This window comes from Mycobacterium sp. 4D054, assembly GCF_052245755.1.
Taxonomy (GTDB): Bacteria; Actinomycetota; Actinomycetes; order Mycobacteriales; family Mycobacteriaceae; genus Mycobacterium.
Genome location: NZ_JBQQCF010000001.1, coordinates 43,618 through 62,454 on the forward strand (window position 1 = coordinate 43,618; position 18,837 = coordinate 62,454).

At 69.8% G+C, this 18,837-nt stretch carries 13 protein-coding genes and 2 pseudogenes; 14 read left to right on the forward strand and 1 reads right to left on the reverse strand.

The genetic code is table 11. The features are described from left to right. Positions 1–27 precede the first annotated feature (27 nt). The 6 genes from ACTWP6_RS00200 (at position 28) to ACTWP6_RS00225 (ending at position 10,283) form a co-directional block, all read left to right on the forward strand. Positions 28–3,360: a transglutaminase family protein gene (locus ACTWP6_RS00200; protein ID WP_260752061.1), complete on the forward strand. Its 3,333-nt coding sequence runs from the start codon at positions 28–30 to the stop codon at positions 3,358–3,360. Further along, the gene (locus tag ACTWP6_RS00205; RefSeq protein ID WP_260752062.1) at positions 3,360–5,996 is read left to right on the forward strand and encodes a circularly permuted type 2 ATP-grasp protein; all 2,637 of its coding nucleotides are present in this window, start codon (positions 3,360–3,362) and stop codon (positions 5,994–5,996) included. Before ACTWP6_RS00200 ends, ACTWP6_RS00205 begins: the two co-directional genes overlap by 1 nt. Then, positions 5,993–6,925 (forward strand): transglutaminase family protein, encoded by a 933-nt coding sequence (locus ACTWP6_RS00210; RefSeq protein WP_260752064.1) that lies wholly within the window; start codon positions 5,993–5,995, stop codon positions 6,923–6,925. Before ACTWP6_RS00205 ends, ACTWP6_RS00210 begins: the two co-directional genes overlap by 4 nt. After that, a complete protein-coding gene (locus ACTWP6_RS00215) occupies positions 6,918–8,003 on the forward strand; it encodes a zinc-binding metallopeptidase family protein (RefSeq protein WP_260752065.1) in 1,086 nt (361 codons plus the stop codon). The genes ACTWP6_RS00210 and ACTWP6_RS00215 overlap by 8 nt, the downstream gene beginning before the upstream one ends. A gap of 90 nt (positions 8,004–8,093) precedes the next feature. Beyond that, positions 8,094–8,933 carry a DUF3097 domain-containing protein gene (locus ACTWP6_RS00220; RefSeq protein WP_260752066.1) on the forward strand — a complete coding sequence of 280 codons (840 nt, stop codon included), beginning with the start codon at positions 8,094–8,096 and terminating at the stop codon, positions 8,931–8,933. A gap of 9 nt (positions 8,934–8,942) precedes the next feature. After that, the gene (locus ACTWP6_RS00225; protein ID WP_396884536.1) at positions 8,943–10,283 is read left to right on the forward strand and encodes a replication-associated recombination protein A; all 1,341 of its coding nucleotides are present in this window, start codon (positions 8,943–8,945) and stop codon (positions 10,281–10,283) included. Positions 10,284–10,358: 75 nt separating this feature from the next. On the opposite strand, the gene ACTWP6_RS00230 is transcribed toward ACTWP6_RS00225, so the two are convergent. Next, on the reverse strand, positions 10,359–10,667 hold the full coding sequence (locus tag ACTWP6_RS00230; RefSeq protein WP_260752067.1) for a GlsB/YeaQ/YmgE family stress response membrane protein: 309 nt from the start codon (positions 10,665–10,667) through the stop codon (positions 10,359–10,361). A 113-nt stretch (positions 10,668–10,780) separates the two neighbouring features. On the opposite strand from ACTWP6_RS00230, the pseudogene ACTWP6_RS00235 reads away from it, so the two are divergent. The 8 genes and pseudogenes from ACTWP6_RS00235 to ACTWP6_RS00270 form a co-directional block, all read left to right on the forward strand. Then, positions 10,781–11,169 (forward strand): annotated as a pseudogene (locus ACTWP6_RS00235) (secondary thiamine-phosphate synthase enzyme YjbQ). 73 nt (positions 11,170–11,242) lie between these two features. After that, positions 11,243–13,939, forward strand: a complete 2,697-nt coding sequence (gene alaS, locus ACTWP6_RS00240; protein ID WP_260752068.1) for an alanine--tRNA ligase — start codon at positions 11,243–11,245, stop codon at positions 13,937–13,939. Positions 13,940–13,943: 4 nt separating this feature from the next. Then, positions 13,944–14,471, forward strand: coding sequence for a Holliday junction resolvase RuvX (gene ruvX / locus ACTWP6_RS00245; protein WP_260752069.1), 528 nt, complete (start codon positions 13,944–13,946; stop codon positions 14,469–14,471). Next, on the forward strand, positions 14,464–15,711 hold the full coding sequence (locus tag ACTWP6_RS00250) for an endolytic transglycosylase MltG (protein ID WP_260752070.1): 1,248 nt from the start codon (positions 14,464–14,466) through the stop codon (positions 15,709–15,711). The genes ruvX and ACTWP6_RS00250 overlap by 8 nt, the downstream gene beginning before the upstream one ends. A 4-nt stretch (positions 15,712–15,715) precedes the next feature. Then, positions 15,716–16,525 (forward strand): shikimate dehydrogenase, encoded by an 810-nt coding sequence (locus tag ACTWP6_RS00255; RefSeq protein WP_443186528.1) that lies wholly within the window; start codon positions 15,716–15,718, stop codon positions 16,523–16,525. 9 nt (positions 16,526–16,534) lie between these two features. Then, positions 16,535–16,987: a prepilin peptidase gene (locus ACTWP6_RS00260; RefSeq protein ID WP_443186529.1), complete on the forward strand. Its 453-nt coding sequence runs from the start codon at positions 16,535–16,537 to the stop codon at positions 16,985–16,987. An 82-nt stretch (positions 16,988–17,069) separates the two neighbouring features. Continuing rightward, positions 17,070–18,284 (forward strand): chorismate synthase, encoded by a 1,215-nt coding sequence (aroC, locus tag ACTWP6_RS00265; RefSeq protein WP_260752074.1) that lies wholly within the window; start codon positions 17,070–17,072, stop codon positions 18,282–18,284. Further along, positions 18,284–18,793: pseudogene (locus ACTWP6_RS00270) on the forward strand (shikimate kinase); the annotation flags it as partial. The gene aroC and the pseudogene ACTWP6_RS00270, both read left to right, overlap by 1 nt. Positions 18,794–18,837 lie beyond the last annotated feature (44 nt).

The window sequence follows — 18,837 nt, forward strand, 5'->3', positions numbered from 1 at the left end:
CTGCCCGGTGTGGTGGGATCTAGCGCTATGGGGATCAAGGTGGCCCTGGAGCATCGGACCAGCTACACGTTCGACCGACTTGTCGCGGTCCATCCGCACGTGGTCCGGCTGCGCCCCGCGCCGCACTCCCGCACCCCGATCGAGGCCTATTCGCTGCAGGTCGAACCCGCCGATCACTTCGTCAACTGGCAGCAGGACGCCTTCGGCAATTTCGTCGCCCGGCTCGTGTTCCCGGCGCGCACTCGGAGCCTGACCATCACGGTGGGCCTGATCGCCGACCTGAAGGTGGTCAACCCGTTCGACTTCTTCATCGAGGACTACGCCGAACACATCGGCTTCTCCTATCCCCGTCCGCTGGCCGAAGACCTCAAGCCCTACCTGCGGCCCGTCGACGAGGACGGGGCGGGCTCCGGGCCCGGTGACCTCGCCCGGGCGTGGGTGGAGAACTTCACCGTCGCGCCGGGCACCCGCACCATCGACTTCCTCGTCGCGCTCAACCGCGCCGTGAACGCCGACGTCGGCTATTCGGTGCGGATGGAGCCCGGCGTGCAGACCCCGGACGTGACGCTGCGCACCGGCATCGGATCGTGCCGGGACTCCGCGTGGTTGCTGGTGTCGATCCTGCGCCAGCTCGGATTGGCCGCCCGGTTCGTCTCGGGTTACCTCGTCCAGCTGACCTCCGACGTCGAGGCCCTCGACGGCCCGTCCGGTCCCACCGCCGACTTCACCGACCTGCACGCCTGGACCGAGGTGTACGTCCCGGGCGCGGGATGGATAGGACTCGACCCGACCTCCGGGTTGTTCGCCGGCGAGGGGCACATCCCGCTGTCGGCGACACCGCATCCCGACTCGGCCGCGCCGATCACCGGCGCTGTCGAACCCTGCGAGACCACACTGGAATTCAGCAACGTCGTGACCCGCGTGCACGAGGATCCGCGCGTGACGCTGCCCTACAGCGAACAGTCGTGGGCGGCGATCACCGCGCTCGGCCGGCGCGTGGACGAGCGGCTCTGTGCAGGTGACGTCCGACTGACCGTGGGCGGTGAACCGACTTTCGTGTCGATCGACAACCAGGTCGATCCTGAATGGACCACCGATGCCGACGGGCCGCACAAACGGGACCGGGCCTCCGCGCTGGCGGCTCGTCTGAAGACGGTGTGGGCGCCGCATGGGCTGGTCCAGCGCAGCCAGGGCAAGTGGTATCCAGGAGAACCGTTGCCGCGCTGGCAGATCGGGATTTTCTGGCGCACCGACGGTGAACCGCTGTGGACTGACGGATCGCTGCTGGCCGACCCCTGGCAGCCGGAGCCGGACCGCCGTGCCCCTGCCCCCGACGCCGCGGCCCGGCTGCTCGGCGCCGTCGCCGACGGACTCGGCCTGCCGCGGTCCCAGGTCCGGCCGGCGTATGAAGATGCGCTGGCCCGCCTCGCCAAGGCGGTACGCCAACCCGATGGCGAGCCTGTCCCGACCCAGGACGACCTGGAGCGCGATACCCCGGACAGCCGCGCACAACTCCTGGCCCGACTCGACGCCTCGGTCGCCGAACCGGCCGCGTTCGTGTTGCCGCTGCATCGCCGTGACGACGACACAGGATGGGCGAGCGCGGACTGGACCTTGCGGCGCGGCCGGATCGTGCTGCTGGACGGGGACTCGCCCGCCGGACTGCGGCTGCCGCTGGATTCGATCAGCTGGCGGCCGCCGCGGCCCACGTTCGACGCCGATCCGACACGGCGCCGGCTGCCGCTGCCGGCCCGCGGCTCCACGGTGGCGACCGCGGCGACAGACCCGGAGACCGAGGACGTCGACCGGCTCCCGCCAACCGCTCTGGTCGCCCAGATCCGGGACGGGCTGCTGTACGTGTTCCTGCCGCCCACCGAGGAACTGGAACACTTCATCGACCTCGTCGAGCGGCTCGAAAGCGCGGCCGGCGCGATCGGATGTCCCGTCGTGATCGAAGGGTACGGTCCGCCCGCCGACGCCCGGCTCACGTCGATGACGATCACCCCGGACCCGGGGGTCATCGAGGTCAACGTCGCACCGACAGGCTCCTTCGCCGAGCAGTGCGCGCAATTGGAGACGCTCTACGAGCAGGCCCGGCAGGCACGGTTGTCCACCGAATCGTTCGGCGTGGACGGCTCCCACGGCGGCACCGGCGGCGGCAACCACATCACCCTCGGCGGAATCACCCCGGCCGACTCGCCGCTGCTGCGCCGCCCGGACCTACTGGTCTCGTTGCTCACCTACTGGCAGCGGCACCCGGCGCTGTCCTACCTGTTCGCCGGCCGGTTCATCGGCACCACATCGCAGGCGCCGCGGGTCGACGAGGGTCGCCCGGACGCGCTCTACGAGCTCGAGATCGCCTTCGCCGAAATCGCCCGGCTGACCCAGGAGTCGGGCGGTTCCTCCCCGTGGATCGTCGACCGTGCCCTGCGGCACCTGCTCACCGACATCACCGGTAACACCCACCGCGCGGAGTTCTGCATCGACAAGCTCTACAGCCCCGACAGCCCGCGCGGCCGCCTCGGTCTGCTGGAGCTGCGCGGTTTCGAGATGCCGCCACACCATCAGATGGCGATGGTGCAGTCGCTGCTGGTGCGCGCGCTGGTGGCGTGGTTCTGGCAGGAGCCGCTGCGGGCGCCGCTGATTCGGCACGGTGCCAACCTGCACGGTAGATACCTATTGCCGCACTTCATCATTCAGGACATCGCCGAGGTGGCCGCCGACCTGCGCGCCCACGGCATCGAATTCGACACCAGCTGGCTGGATCCGTTCACCGAGTTCCGCTTCCCGCGCATCGGGACCGCGGTGTTCGGCGGTGTCGAGGTCGAGCTGCGCGGCGCCATCGAGCCGTGGAACGTGCTGGGGGAGGAGGCCACCGCCGGCGGGACCGCGCGCTACGTCGACTCCTCGGTGGAGCGACTGCAGGTGCGGCTGATCGGAGCGGACCGGCAGCGCTACCTGGTCACCGTCAACGGCCACCCGGTGCCGCTGCTGTCCACCGACAACCCCGACGTCCAGGTCGGCGGGGTGCGATACCGGGCCTGGCAGCCGCCGAGTGCGCTGCACCCGACGATCACCGTGGACGGGCCGCTGCGATTCGAGCTGATCGACGCCGCCACCGGGGTGTCCCGCGGCGGCTGCACCTATCACGTGTCCCATCCCGGGGGCCGCGCCTACGATGCGCCCCCGGTCAACGCGGTGGAGGCCGAGTCGCGCCGGGCCCGGCGATTCGAGGCCACCGGCTTCACCCCGGGCAAGGTCGATCTCGCCGAGTTGCGCGAGAAGCAGGCCAGACAATCCACCGATGTGGGCGCACCCGGCATCCTCGACCTGCGGCGAGTGCGTACCGTTCTGCAGTAATGGCCTACCCCGCACCGTCGCCGGCACCCCACCCGGGTGCCGGACCGACCGATCTCGACAACCCGCTGGCGCCCTACGGCACCATGCGGGCCCAGCAGGCGTTGTTCGACGTCGGGTCGCAGCTTGGCGGCCCGACCACCGGGTACGACGAATTCGTCGACGCGGCAGGGGAAGTGAGGCCGGCGTGGCAGGAGCTCGCCGACTGCGTCCGGGAGCGCGGCCGTGACGGTCTGGATCAGCTGCGCGCGATCGTGCGGGAGCTCGTCGACAACGACGGGATCACCTACATCCAGACCGACGGTGACGACGCGGTGCCCGGGCCGTGGCACCTCGACGCGCTGCCACTGGTCATCTCGGCCCCGGACTGGGACCGGCTGGAGGCGGGCCTGGTGCAAAGGTCGCGGCTACTCGACGCCGTGCTGTCCGACCTCTATGGAGAGCGGCGCGCGATCACCAGCGGGGCGCTGCCACCGCAGCTGCTGTTCGCCCATCCCGGGTACGTCCGCGCCGCCCACGGCATCGCGGTACCCGGTCGTCACCAGCTGTTCCTGCACGGCTGCGACATCAGTCGCGGCGCCACGGGTGACTTCGTCGTCAACGCGGACTGGACCCAGGCGCCGTCTGGTGCGGGATACGCGCTGGCCGACCGGCGGGTGGTGGCTCACGCGGTCCCGGAGCTCTACGAGCAGATCGGCCCGCAACCGGTGTCGCCCTGGGCGCAGGCACTGCGGCTGGCCCTGGTCGAGGCCGCCCCGGAGTCGGCCGAGGAGCCCGTGGTGGTGGTGCTCAGCCCGGGCATCCACTCCGAGACGGCGTTCGACCAGGCCTACCTGGCCGGCGTACTGGGTCTGCCGCTGGTCGAGAGCGCCGACCTTGTGGTCCGCGACGGCAAGCTGTGGATGCGGTCGATGGGCACCCTCAAGCGGGTCGATGTGGTGCTGCGCCGCGTCGACGCCGACTACGCCGATCCGCTCGACCTGCGGCCGGATTCCCGGCTCGGTGTGGTCGGACTCGTCGAGGTGCTGCGCCGCGGGGCGGTGACCGTGGTGAACACGCTCGGTAGCGGTGTGCTGGAAAGCCCTGGGCTGCTTCGCTTCCTGCCTGAGCTGGCCGAGAAGCTGCTCGGTGAGACGCCGCTGCTACCCACCGCCCCCTCGTACTGGGGCGGCATCAACACCGAACGTTCCCACCTGCTGGCAAACCTGTCGTCGCTGCTGTTCAAGCCCGTCACCGGAGGCGATACCGTCGTCGGTCCCCAGATGTCGGCGGCGCAGCGGGAGGCGTTGGCCGCACGCATCAGCGCCGCGCCGTGGCAGTGGGTCGGTCAGGAGCTGCCCGAGTTCTCCTCGGCGCCGGCCGACTTCCTCGGGGGCGGGCTGACCTCGGCTAGCGTCGGCATGCGGCTGTTCACCGTGTCCCAGCGCGGCGGGTATGCCCCGATGATCGGCGGCCTCGGCTACCTGGTGGCACCTGGCGCCGACGGATACCGTTTGAAATCAGTTGCCGCCAAAGATATCTGGGTCCGTACACCCAGCCGGGTCACCGCCGAGACGGTTCCGGCGCTGCCACAGCTGGCGACTGCGAGCCCCACCCAGGAGGTCAGCTCGCCGCGCGTGCTGTCCGACCTGTTCTGGATAGGCCGCTACGCCGAGCGTGCCGAGAACATGGCCCGATTGCTGACTGTGACCCGGGAGCGCTACCACAAGTACCGGTACCGCCGCACGCTCGACGGCAGCGAGTGCGTGCCCGTCCTGCTGACCGCACTGGGTGTGATCACAGGCACAGACACCGGAGCCGGCGGCGACTATGCGGAAATGGTGGCCATCGCACCGACGACGCTGTGGTCGCTGACCGCCGACCGGCACCGGCCGGGATCACTGGCCCATTCGGTGGAGCGGCTCGGGCTGGCGGCACGTGCGGTGCGTGATCAGATGTCCAACGACACCTGGATGGTGCTCTCGACGCTGGAACGCGCACTGCTCAATGCGCCGGACACCCCGCCCGAGTCCAAGGCCGAAGGCGACGCGTTCCTGTCGTCGACGAGCACGCTCACGCTGGCAGGGATGCTGACGTTGTCGGGGGTCGTCGCCGAATCGATGGTGCACGACGCCGGCTGGACGATGCTCGAGATCGGCAAACGCATCGAGCGGGCGCTCGCGATGACCGCACTGCTACGGGCGACCATGACCACGGTGCGGACGCCGGGCGCCGAGCAGACCGTCACCGAGTCGACGCTGGTGGTCTGCGAGTCGCTGGTGATCTACCGCCGCCGCAACCCGGGCACTTACAACGTCGCAGGTGTCGCGGAACTGGTGCTGTTCGACGCCGGTAATCCCCGCTCGCTGGTGTATCAGTTGGAGCGGCTGCGCACCCACCTGCGGTCGCTGCCCGGGGCGTCGGGGTCGTCGCGGCCCGAGCGCATGGTCGACGAGATCGCCGCGCGTTTGCGCCGCATCGAGCCGACAGAACTGGAGGAGGCCGGCGAGGACGGCCGACGCGACGAGTTCGACGCGCTGCTGGCCGCCATCCATCGCGACCTGCGCGAGCTCGCCAGCGTGATCACCGCGATCCACCTGTCCCTGCCCGGTGACATGCAGCCGTTGTGGGGCCCGCACGAACGGCGGCTGGTTCCGTGACGGCGTACCCGGACGGGCCCACCGCTTCGGCCCGCGGCCGCAGCTACGAGATCACCCACCGCACCCAGTACCGCTACTCCGATGTGGTCACCAGCTCCTACGGGCGCGGGTTCCTGACACCGCGTGACTCGGCGCGCCAGCGGTGCCTGTTCCACGAAGTCGTGCTGGAACCGCACGCGGCCGACAGCTCCACCAGTCGCGACGGATGGGGCAATGTCAGCTCGTATTTCCATGTCACGCAACGGCATCGGGTGCTGACGGTGACCAGTCGCTCGGTGGTCGAGGTGGATCCGCCGCCGCCGGACCTCTACAACGGCCCCTCGGCGCGGGCGCCGTGGGAGATCGCGCGTCCGGTCGGCCCGGACGGGGCCCTGGCGACCGAGTTCACTCTCGACCTGCAGCCGCCGGAGATCACCGAGGAGATCCGCGCCTACGCCGCACCCAGTTTCACCGCGGAGCGGCCGCTGATCGACGTGCTGCGCCACCTCACCGAACGGATCCACACCGACTTCACCTACCGGTCGGGGTCGACGACGGTGTCGACCAAGGTGAGCGAGGTTTTGGCGGCGCGGGAAGGGGTATGTCAGGACTTCGCGCGGCTGGCGATCGCCTGCCTGCGTGCCAATGGTCTGGCCGCCTGCTATGTGTCGGGGTATCTGGCCACCGATCCTCCGCCCGGGAAGGAACGCATGGTGGGAGTCGACGCGACACACGCGTGGGCCTCGGTGTGGACGCCCCAGAATGTCTGGCTCGGGCTGGACCCGACCAACAACCAGATGGTCGACGAACGCTACGTCACGGTCGGCTACGGACGTGACTACGCCGACATTCCGCCGCTGCGCGGCATCATCTACACCGATTCGGAGAACAGCGCGATCGACGTGTCCGTCGACGTCGCGCCGTATGGAGGGGGAGTTCTGCATGCGTGACTTCACGTGCCCGAACTGTGGCCAGCGGTTGGCGTTCGAAAACTCGGTGTGTCTGAATTGCGGTAGCGCGCTGGGCTTTTCGCTGGACGACATGGCGCTGCTGGTGATCGCGCCGACCGAGGAGAGCGAGCACGCCGGTGCGGTCGACGAGAGGCAGTTCCAACTGTGCGCCAATCTGCATCTCGCCGAATGCAACTGGCTGGTGGAAAAGGGTCCGATCGCCAAGCTGTGCGTGTCGTGCGCGTTGACCAGAACGCGGCCCAACGACGCCGACACCATGGCGCTCGTTGCGTTCGCGAACGCGGAGCGGGCCAAACGCCGGCTCATCGCCGAGCTGCACGAACTCAAACTGCCGATCGTCGGCCGCGACCTGGATCCCGAGTTCGGACTGGCGTTCGACCTGCTCTCCAGTCAGTTCGAGAAGGTGTTCACCGGGCACGAGAACGGGGTCATCACACTCGATCTCGCCGAGGGTGACGACGTTCACCGCGAGCAGTTACGCATCTCGATGGACGAGCCGTACCGCACGCTGCTCGGTCACTTCCGCCACGAGATCGGCCACTACTACCAGTACCGGCTGATCGGGACGTCGCAGGACTACCTGCAGCGCTATCACGAGTTGTTCGGTGACCCCAACGCCGACTACCAGGCTGCACTGGACCGGCATTACAGCGAGGGCGCCCCGGCCGGCTGGGAGGACGATTACGTATCCTCCTACGCCACCATGCATCCCGCCGAGGACTGGGCCGAGACGTTCGCGCATTACCTCCACATCCGCGACACCCTGGACACCGCGGCGGCGTTCGGGTTCGCGCCGGCGAACGCCACCTACGACCGCAGAATGCTGGGGCCCAGCGGATTCGACACGCTGATCGACCTGTGGCTGCCGCTTTCCTGGGCGCTGAACATGGTGAACCGGTCGATGGGCAAACAGGACCTCTACCCGTTCGTGCTGCCACCGCCGGTGCTGGAGAAGATGCGGTTCATCCACACCGTGATCGACGAGATCACCTCGAACCCGGCCAAACTGGCCGAGGTGGGAGCGCCCGTCGCGGATCAGAGCCAGCAGATGGGCTGACAGGTTGGCGCGAGCCGCCGCGCCGGAAGGTGAGCAACACACGGGGCCGCGTTGGCCCGAGTCCGGCCGCGCTGTCCCTACGATCAGCCGGTGGCTGATCGCTATGGCGCCGACATCCTGTCCAACAACCCGCACCAGGCCCGCAAGCCGCGCTCGCGGGAGCAGCCGATCGAGATCGGCATGGTCGTCGAGGACGCCCAGACCGGCTTCGTCGGTGCGGTGCTGCGCGTCGAATACGGCCGGATGGTGCTCGAAGACCGCAACGGCCGTACCAAACCGTTTCCGGTCGGTCCCGGTTATCTGATCGACGGTGAGCCCGTGATCCTGACCCCGCCGAAGAAAGCGGTGCCGGCCGCCCCGACGCGCACCGCGTCCGGCTCCGTCGCGGTCAAAGGGGCCCGCGCGAAGGTCGCGCTGGCCAGCCGTATCTACGTCGAGGGCCGCCATGACGCCGAGCTCGTCGAGCAGGTGTGGGGCGAAGATCTGCGGATCGAGGGGGTGGTCGTCGAGTACCTCGGCGGCGTGGACGATCTCGCCGCGATCGTCGCCGAATTCCGCCCGGGACCGGGACGCCGCCTCGGCGTGCTGGTCGACCACCTGGTGACCGGCACGAAGGAGGCCCGCATCGCCGAAGCGGTGCGGCGCGGCCCCGGCGGTGAGCACACCCTGGTGGTCGGGCACCCGTTCATCGACATCTGGCAGGCGGTCAAACCTGTCCGGCTCGGGATCGCCGAGTGGCCGGTGATCCCGAGAGGCCAGGACTGGAAACACGGCGTGTGCGCCGCGCTCGGCTGGAAGCACCGCGACCAGGCGGACATCGCCGCGGCCTGGCAGAAGATCCGGGCCCGGGTGCGGGACTGGACCGACCTCGAGCCCGAGCTGATCGGCCGTGTCGAGGAGCTCATCGACTTCGTCACCGCCCCCGTGTAAGCAGGGAGCGTGTCCGACAGCTTGTTCGACGACCCCGGCGAGGCGCCTGCCGCGCGCCCGGCGGCCGCGGGAGCCTCGACGCCCCTGGCCGTGCGGATGCGTCCGACCTCGCTCGACGAGGTCGTCGGGCAGGGGCATCTGCTCACACCGAACTCGCCGCTGCGCCGCCTGATCGAGGGCTCCGGCGCCGCGTCGGTGATCCTGTACGGGCCGCCGGGGACCGGGAAGACCACGCTGGCGTCGATGATCTCGCAGGCCACGGGCCGCCGGTTCGAGGCGTTGTCGGCGCTGGCCGCCGGTGTCAAAGAGGTGCGCGCGGTGATCGAGGAGGCCCGCGTCGCGCTTCTCCGGGGGCAGCCGACCGTGCTGTTCATCGACGAGGTGCATCGGTTCTCCAAGACCCAGCAGGACGCGCTGCTGGCCGCGGTCGAGAACCGGGTGGTGCTGCTCGTCGCGGCGACCACGGAGAACCCGTCGTTCTCCGTCGTCGCGCCGCTGCTGAGCCGTTCGCTGATCCTGCAGTTGCAGCCACTGACGCCGGCCGACATCGACACGGTGATCCGGCGGGCCATCGAGGATTCGCGCGGGCTGGACGGAAAGGTGAAGGTCACCGACGAGGCCGTCGAGCAGCTGGTCCGGCTCGCAGCCGGCGACGCCCGGCGGGCGCTGACCGCGCTGGAGGTGGCGGCCGAGACGTCCGCGGCCGGCCAGGGAACTGTGACGGTCGAGGTCATCGAGCAGTCCCTGGACAAGGCGGCCGTGCGCTACGACCGGGACGGCGATCAGCACTACGACGTCGTCAGCGCGTTCATCAAGTCCGTCCGCGGCTCCGACGTCGACGCCGCCCTGCACTACCTGGCCCGGATGCTGGTGGCCGGCGAGGACCCGCGTTTCGTCGCACGCCGGCTGATGATCCTTGCCAGCGAGGACATCGGAATGGCCGATCCGACCGCGTTGCAGATCGCGGTCGCGGCGGCGCAGACCGTCCAGCTGATCGGTATGCCGGAGGCGCAGCTGACGCTGGCCCACGCGACGGTGTATTTGGCGACCGCACCCAAATCCAACGCCGTCACCACCGCGCTCGGCGCCGCGATGGCCGACATCCGCGCGGGTAAGGCCGGACTGGTTCCGGCGCACCTGCGCGACGGTCACTACTCGGGCGCTCAGAAGCTGGGTAACGCGGTCGGCTACAAGTACGCCCATGACAGTCCCGACGGGGTTGTGCCGCAGCAGTATCCGCCTGACGAGCTGATCGGGGTCGACTATTACCGGCCCACGAACCGTGGAGTGGAAAGGGAGATCTCGACCCGGGTGGAGAAGCTGCGGGCGATCATCCGCCGTCGACACTGACCGCCCCCCCAGATGAGGTGATCCCGGCTGGTCGGGGGCCCAGCCGGGATCACCAAGGGGGGTGTTGGGGTCCGTCTACCGCATCATCCCCGAGCGGCGGCCACCGGTGATGCCGGTGCGACGGCGGCCCATGAGCGCGGCGACCAGCGCCACACCCAGAGCTGCGACGACGACCTGGACGAGCAGTTCGAGCCAGTCGACACCGCTGGTGGCCGTCGGAATCCCGATGGCGCGGGCGACCGCGGTGCCGATGAGGGCCGATACGATGCCGACCAGGATGGTGACAAGCATGCCGATGGGCTGCTTGCCGGGCAGTACGAGCCGACCGAGCACGCCGACGACGATGCCGATGAGGATGGCGCTGATGATGCCGGTGATGGTCATGTCTTCCTCCAGAAGCGAATGTCAGGCTGGCGCAGGCATACCCCACCGGCCGGTCAATAAACGCGCACGTCAATCGGGTGCCCGGCCCGTACCCTCGACAGGTGGACACCGAACTGCTCGACGTCGACACCTCTCGCCGCCGCATCGTCGACCTCACCTCGGAGGTGCGGACCTTCTGTGCGGGCCGCCAGGACGGGCTGTGCAACGTGTTCGTCCCGCACGCGACGGCCGGCCTTGCGCTCATCGAGACCGGCTCCGGATCGGATGCGGACCTGCTCGACGCGCTGGAACGCCTGCTGCCGCGCGACGACCGGTACCGGCACGCGCACGGGTCACCCGGCCATGGCGCCGACCACGTGTTGCCGGGCTGGTGTCGCCGTCTGTGACGGTGCCGGTGGCCGGTGGCCGGCCGTTGCTGGGCACCTGGCAGAGCATCGTGCTGGTGGACCTGAACAGGGACAATCCGAGCCGCTCGGTCCGGCTGAGCTTCGTGTCGGGCTGACGGCCCGCACCTGTGGGCGACCGGTACTGTGGTGCGGTCGAGTATTCGCAGGTTAAACGAAGGACAACAGGACGTGCAGACACACGAGATCAGGAAGCGGTTCCTTGATCATTTCGTGAAGGCGGGCCATACCGAGGTGCCCAGCGCTTCGGTGATCCTCGACGATCCGAACCTGTTGTTCGTCAACGCCGGCATGGTGCAGTTCGTGCCGTACTTCCTCGGTCAGCGCACTCCGCCGTGGGACCGCGCCACCAGCATCCAGAAGTGCATCAGAACGCCGGACATCGACGAGGTGGGTGTCACCACTCGGCACAACACCTTCTTCCAGATGGCCGGGAATTTCAGCTTCGGCGACTACTTCAAGAAGGGCGCCATCGAGTTCGCCTGGACTCTGCTGACCAACCCGGTCGAGCAGGGTGGGTACGGCTTCGACCCCGAACGGCTCTGGGCCACCGTGTATCTGGATGACGACGAGGCGGTCGGGTATTGGCAGGAGGTGGCCGGCCTGCCTGCCGAACGCATCCAGCGCCGCGGCATGGCCGACAACTACTGGTCGATGGGCATACCCGGACCGTGCGGACCGTCATCGGAGATCTACTACGACCGTGGCCCCGAGTACGGCATCGAAGGCGGACCCGAGGCCAACGAGGACCGCTACATCGAGATCTGGAATCTCGTGTTCATGCAGAACGAGCGCGGTGAGGGCACCTCGAAGGAGGACTTCGAGATCCTCGGGCCGCTGCCGCGGCAGAACATCGACACCGGCATGGGCATCGAGCGGGTGGCGTGCCTGCTCCAAGGCGTGGACAACGTCTACGAGACCGACCTGCTGCGCCCGGTCATCGACCTGGTCGCCGGTCTGGCGCCGCGCGGATACGGCCAGGGCGTCCATGACGACGACGTCCGCTACCGGATCATCGCCGACCACAGCCGCACCGCCGCGATCATCATCGGCGACGGCGTCAGCCCGGGCAACGAGGGTCGCGGCTACGTGCTGCGCCGGTTGTTGCGCCGCATCATCCGTGCCGCCAAGCTGCTCGGCGTCGAGCAGCCGGTCATGGCCGAGCTGATGGCCACCGTCCGCGACGCGATGAGCCCCTCGTACCCGGAACTGGCCACGGACTTCGAGCGCATCCAGCGCATCGCGGTCGCCGAAGAGACGGCCTTCAACCGCACGCTGGCGTCCGGGTCGAGGCTGTTCGACGAGGCGGCCCGCGCCACGAAGGCATCGGGGGCCCGGAAGCTGTCCGGGCGCGACGCGTTCACCCTGCACGACACCTACGGCTTCCCGATCGAACTCACCTTGGAGATGGCCGCCGAGGCCGACCTGAGTGTCGACGAAGAGGGTTTCCGCGGCCTGATGGCCGAGCAACGGGCCCGGGCCAAAGCCGATGCGGCGGCGCGCAAGCAGGCGCACACCGACCTGTCGGCCTACCGCGAACTCGTCGACGCCGGCCCCACCGAGTTCACCGGCTTCGACGAATTGACTAGCGAGGCAAGGGTTCTCGGGATCTTCGTGGACGGCAAACGGGTGCCCGTGGTGACGCACACCGGCCGCGAGGGCGCGCAGGAGCGAGTCGAGCTGATCCTCGACCGCACCCCGTTCTACGCCGAATCCGGCGGACAGATCGCCGACGAGGGCGCCATCGCCGGCACCGGCGCCTCGCAGACGGCGAAGGCCGCCGTCACCGATGTCCAGAAGATCGCCAAAACGCTGTGGGCGCACCGCGTGAACGTGGAGTCCGGCGAGTTCGTCGAGGGCGACACGATCGTCGCGGCGGTCGACCCGCGCTGGCGGCATGGCGCCACACAGGGCCATTCGGGTACCCATATGGTGCACGCCGCACTGCGACAGGTGTTGGGGCCCAACGCCGTTCAGGCCGGTTCGCTGAACCGGCCGGGATACCTGCGGTTCGACTTCAACTGGCAGGGCGCATTGACGGACGCGCAAAGCGCACAAATCGAAGAAGTCACCAACGAGGCGGTCGAGGCCGACTTCGAGGTGCACAGCTTCACCACCGAACTGGAGAAGGCCAAGTCGATGGGTGCCATGGCGCTCTTCGGCGAGAACTATCCCGACGAGGTGCGTGTGGTCGAGATCGGCGGGCCGTTCTCGCTGGAACTCTGCGGCGGCACCCACGTGCGCAGCTCGGCGCAGATCGGCCCGGTGACGATCCTCGGTGAGTCCTCGGTCGGTTCCGGGGTGCGCCGGGTGGAGGCCTATGTGGGGCTGGACTCGTTCCGTCACCTCGCCAAGGAGCGCGCGTTGATGGCCGGCCTGGCGTCGTCACTGAAGGTGCCCTCCGAGGAGGTGCCCGACCGCGTCGCCACGCTGGTGGAGCGGCTGCGCGCCGCCGAGAAGGAGCTCGACCGGCTGCGGTTGGCCAACGCGCGCTCGGCCGCGGTCAACGCCGCTGCCGGGGCCGAGCAGATCGGCGGCGTGAAACTGGTGGCGCAGCGGATGGCCGGCGGGATCTCCGGCGGCGACCTCCGCTCCCTGGTCGGCGACATCCGCGGCAAGCTGGGCGGCGACGCCGCGGTGATCACGCTGATCGCCGAGGGGGAGAACGAAACGGTGCCGTTCGTGGTGGCGGTCAACCCCGCGGCCCAGGACAAGGGGCTGCGCGCCGACGAGCTGGTCAAGGTCATCGCGGGCGTGGTCGACGGCCGCGGCGGCGGCAAGGCCGAACTGGCCCAGGGCTCCGGTAAGGGGGCGGCGGGCATCGACGCGGCGCTGGCGGCGATTCGCGCGGAGATCGGCCGGAGCTGACCCCGTGCCCGACACCGACTCGACCAGCCGCACGCCCGACCGGCCGGGGGATCCGAGCACTGCTGCGGATCCGGGGCGGGGGCGTCGGCTCGGGATCGACGTCGGCACGGTCCGGATCGGGGTCGCGGTCAGCGACCCGGACGCGATCCTGGCCACACCCGTCGAGACCGTTCCCCGCGACAAGCGCGGCACCCGGCATCTGCGCCGGTTGGCGGCGCTGGTCGACGAGTATCAGATCGTCGAGGTCGTTGTCGGTCTGCCGCGCACGCTGGCCGACCGGGCCGGTTCCTCGGCGCAGGACGCCGTGGCGGTCGCCGACGCGCTGGCCGGGCGTGTCGTGCCGGTCCCGGTGCGGCTGAGCGACGAGCGTTTCACAACGGTGACGGCGCAGCGTGCCCTGCGGGAGGCAGGTGTTCGTGCCCGCGGCCAGCGATCGGTGATCGATCAGGCCGCGGCGGTGGGGATCCTTCAGAACTGGCTGGACCAGCGGCGGGCAGCGTTGCCTGCACACGGAGAGGTCTCGGATGACTGACGACTGGCGGAGTGATCGAGCCGAGCCGCTGGCGGTGGGACCGCCCCGGCAGCGGATGACGCGGCGAGAACGGGCCCGTCAGGAGCGCCTCAAGCGCAGGCGGCGGGTGGCCGTCGTCTCCGCGCTGACGATGCTCGTGCTCATCGTGGTCGCCGCAGTGTTCCTCGGCTCGCGGATGTGGCACTCGATGTTCGGCGGCGCCGGCGACGACTTCGCCGGGGGCGGCGTCAACGACGTCGTCATCGAGGTGCACGACGGAGACTCCACCACCGCGATCGGGCAGACGCTGCATGACAACAACGTCGTGGCCAACGTGAAGGTCTTCGTCGAGGCCGCCGACGGGAACGCGGCGATCTCGGCGATCCAGCCCGGGTTCTACAAGGTGCGCACCGAGATACCGGCCGCCGACGCCGTGGCGCGGCTGGCCGACCCGGGCAACCGCGTCGGCAAGCTGGTGATCCCGGAGGGCCGTCAGCTCGACGACGTGCGCGACGTGAAGACCAACGCGGTCACCGAAGGCATCCTCACGCTGATCGCCAAGGCGTCCTGCGTGAACCTCGACGGCGACCGCCGCTGCGTGTCCGCCGACGAACTGAAGAACGTCGCCGGCGGCGCCGGCCCCACCGAACTCGGGGTGCCGCAGTGGGCGACCCGTGTCGTCGACGCGCTCGGCTCGGATCACCGCAGGCTGGAAGGCCTGATCGCGCCCGGTTCCTGGAACATCGATCCGTCGGCGCAGCCGCAGGACATCCTGGCGACGCTGATCACGGCGAGCACCGCCCAGTACGAGGCGGGCGGTCTTCTCGACGCCGCCGCCGCGGCGAACCTGTCGCCCTATGAGGTGCTGACGGTCGGTTCGCTGGTGCAGCGGGAGGCCACCCCGGAGGACTTCTCCAAGGTGGCGCGGGTGATCTACAACCGGCTCGACGTGAACCGCACACTGGAGTTCGACTCCACGGTGAACTATCCGCTGGACCGCATCGAGGTCGCCACCACCGACGCCGACCGTGCCCAGGCCACCGACTGGAACACCTATGTGCGGCCCGGTCTGCCGGCCACCCCGATCTGCTCGCCCGGTCTACCTGCGCTGCAGGCCGCCGAGCGGCCCGAGCCGGGGGACTGGCTGTACTTCGTAACCGTCGACATGCGCGGCACCACGCTGTTCACCCGTGAGTACGAGCAGCACCTGGCCAACATCGAGATCGCGCAGCGCAACGGCGTCCTCGACTCGGCAAGGTGACGTTGTGAGCGGTGCCCGACGTGCGGCCGTGCTCGGGTCGCCCATCGCGCATTCGCGTTCCCCGCAGCTGCATCTGGCGGCCTACCGTGCGCTGGGCCTGACAGACTGGACCTACGACCGCATCGAGTGCACGGGCGAGCAACTGCCCGCTCTGGTGGCCGGGTTCGGCCCCGACTGGGTCGGGGTGTCGGTGACGATGCCCGGCAAGTTCGCGGCGCTGCGCTTCGCCGATCACGCTTCCGACCGGGCCAGGCTCGTCGGCTCGGCGAACACGCTGGTGCGCACCGCGGACGGCTGGCGTGCCGACAACACCGACGTGGACGGGGTGGCCGGCGCGCTGACCGGTGTCGACGTCCCGGATCGCGCGATGGTGATCGGCTCGGGCGGCACCGCCCCCGCGGCGGTCGTCGGGCTCGTGACGCTGGGCGCCCGGTCGGTGTCGGTGGTGGCGCGCAACGCCGAGAAGGCCGCCGCGCTGGTCGAACTCGCGCAGCGCTGCGGTGCGAGCGCCGAGTGGGTCGACCTGGACCGCCACCTGCTCAGCGGCGCGGTGCCCGGAGTCGAGGTGGTGGTGAACACGGTGCCGGCCGACGCGGTCGCGCCGTACGCCGAAGCGTTCGCGACCGCACCCGTGCTGCTGGACGCGATCTATGACCCGTGGCCCACCCCGCTGGCGGCGGCCGTGCAGGCCGCGGGCGGGCAGATCATCGGCGGACTGGAGATGCTGCTGAACCAGGCCTTCACCCAGGTGGAGCAGTTCACGGGTCTGCCGGCTCCTAAAGAGGCGATGAGAGCGGCGCTTTCCCGGCCCTAGCCTGAGGTGATGGGGGAGTTGTGGTCGACGGCCGCCGCGGTGGCGGTATCGGTCTGGCTGATTGCGCTGAGCGCGTTCGACTTTCGATATCACCGCTTGCCGAACCTGCTGACCGTTCCGGGGGCCGCGGTGATCCTGGTGGCGGCGGTGGTGACCGGACACGGTGCGGCCGCGACGCTCGGTGCGGCCGCGCTGTTCAGCGTCTACGCGGGCGTGCACCTGGTCGCGCCTGCGGCCATGGGCGCCGGGGACGTCAAGCTCGCGGCCGGCCTGGGCGCACTGACCGGCGCGTTCGGCGCCGACGTGTGGGTGCTGGCCGCCGTCGGCGCGTCACTGCTGACCGCGATGGCGGCGATGTGTCTGCGGCTGGCGGGTAGTGCGCCCACGGTGCCGCACGGGCCATCGATGTGCCTGGCCACCGGGGCAGTGCTGACCGTCGCTTTACATACCCGGGGTATATGACGCCGGCGCGGGCCGAGGATGAGATCGACCGCTTCCTCGCCGGTTTTCGGGACTGAGGGTCCGTCATGCGAAAATGGGCCGCGTGTTGCGATGGACGACTGCAGGTGAATCCCACGGCCGCGCGCTGGTGGCCATGGTCGAAGGTATGGTCGCCGGCGTCCAGGTGACTTCCGGGGACATCTCGGGCCAGCTCGCCCGCCGCCGCCTCGGCTACGGCCGCGGGGCCCGGATGAAGTTCGAACAGGATCAGGTCACCATGCTGGCCGGGCTGCGTCACGGTGTCACGCTGGGCGGTCCGATCGCCATCGAGATCGGCAACACGGAGTGGCCGAAGTGGGAGGCCGTCATGGCCGCCGACCCGGTCGACCCCGAGGTGCTGGCCGACAGCGCTGCGCGGAACGCTCCGCTGACCCGGCCGCGTCCGGGCCATGCCGACTACGCGGGCATGCTCAAATACGGCTTCGACGACGCCCGCCCGGTGCTCGAACGCGCCAGCGCACGTGAGACCGCGGCCCGGGTGGCCGCGGGTACCGTCGCCCGCGCGTTCCTGCAGCAGGCGCTCGGTGTCGAGATCGTTTCGCACGTCATCTCGATCGGGGCGTCGAAGCCCTACGACGGCCCGCCCCCGCAGGCCGCCGATCTGGCCGCGGTGGACGCCAGCCCGGTGCGTGCGTTCGATCCGGCCAGCGAGGCGCTGATGATCGAGGAGATCGAGGCCGCCAAACGCGACGGCGACACCCTGGGCGGGGTGGTCGAGGTGGTGGCGCACGGACTGCCGGTCGGCCTGGGCTCGTTCACCAGCGGCGAGAATCGTCTCGACAGCCAGCTCGCCGGTGCGGTGATGGGCATCCAGGCGATCAAGGGCGTCGAGATCGGTGACGGCTTCGAGACCGCCCGTCGCCGCGGCAGCGTCGCCCACGACGAGATCTATCCCGGTCCCGACGGCGTGATGCGGTCCACCAACCGGGCCGGCGGACTCGAGGGCGGGATGACGAACGGGCTGCCGGTGCGGGTCAGGGCGGCGATGAAGCCGATCTCCACCGTGCCGCGGGCGCTGGCCACCGTCGACATGACGACCGGAGACGAGGCCGTCGCGATCCACCAGCGCTCCGATGTGTGCGCGGTGCCGGCCGCAGGTGTCGTCGTCGAGACGATGGTCGCGCTGGTGCTCGCCCGCGCCGCGCTGGAGAAGTTCGGCGGTGACTCGCTGGCCGAGACCAGGGCCAACATCGACAGTTACCTTCGCACCGTCGCGGCCCGCGAACCGTCGACCGGCGGGGCAAGGGCCTCGGGCTGATGACCCCGAAGGCGGTGCTCGTCGGTTTGCCCGGTTCGGGCAAGTCCACGATCGGGCGGCGGCTGGCCAAGGCGTTGGACGTGCCGCTGCTCGACACCGACGCCGCGATCGAGAAGAGCACCGGCCGCACCATCGCCGACATCTTCGCCACCGACGGCGAGGCGGAGTTCCGCCGTATCGAGGAGAAGGTGATCCGCGACGCACTGGCCGATCACGACGGGGTGCTGTCGCTGGGCGGCGGGGCTGTGACCACCGCGGGCGTCCGTGAGGCGCTGCGCGGTCACACCGTGGTCTACCTGGAGATCAGCGCCGCCGAGGGCGTGCGCCGTACCGGGGGCTCGAACGTCCGTCCGCTGCTGGCCGGCCCCGATCGCGCCGAGAAGTTCAAAGCGCTCATGGCGCAACGGGTTCCGCTGTACCGACAGGTCGCGACCATGCGGGTCAACACCAACCACCGCAACCCGGGCGCCGTGGTGCGCCACATCGTCACCCGGCTGGAGAACCCGAACGCCAAACCGGAGCGGCGCCGCAGGCGGTCGGTGTGGCGCCGGGC

Coding starts and splice junctions, on each gene's coding strand:
- ACTWP6_RS00260 (WP_443186529.1), top strand. CDS start 16,535: ATGGGGGAGTTGTGGTCGACGGCCGCCGCGGTGGCGGTATCGGTCTGG.
- ACTWP6_RS00215 (WP_260752065.1), top strand. CDS start 6,918: ATGCGTGACTTCACGTGCCCGAACTGTGGCCAGCGGTTGGCGTTCGAA.
- ACTWP6_RS00200 (WP_260752061.1), top strand. CDS start 28: ATGGGGATCAAGGTGGCCCTGGAGCATCGGACCAGCTACACGTTCGAC.
- ACTWP6_RS00230 (WP_260752067.1), bottom strand. CDS start 10,667: ATGACCATCACCGGCATCATCAGCGCCATCCTCATCGGCATCGTCGTC.
- ACTWP6_RS00250 (WP_260752070.1), top strand. CDS start 14,464: ATGACTGACGACTGGCGGAGTGATCGAGCCGAGCCGCTGGCGGTGGGA.
- ACTWP6_RS00205 (WP_260752062.1), top strand. CDS start 3,360: ATGGCCTACCCCGCACCGTCGCCGGCACCCCACCCGGGTGCCGGACCG.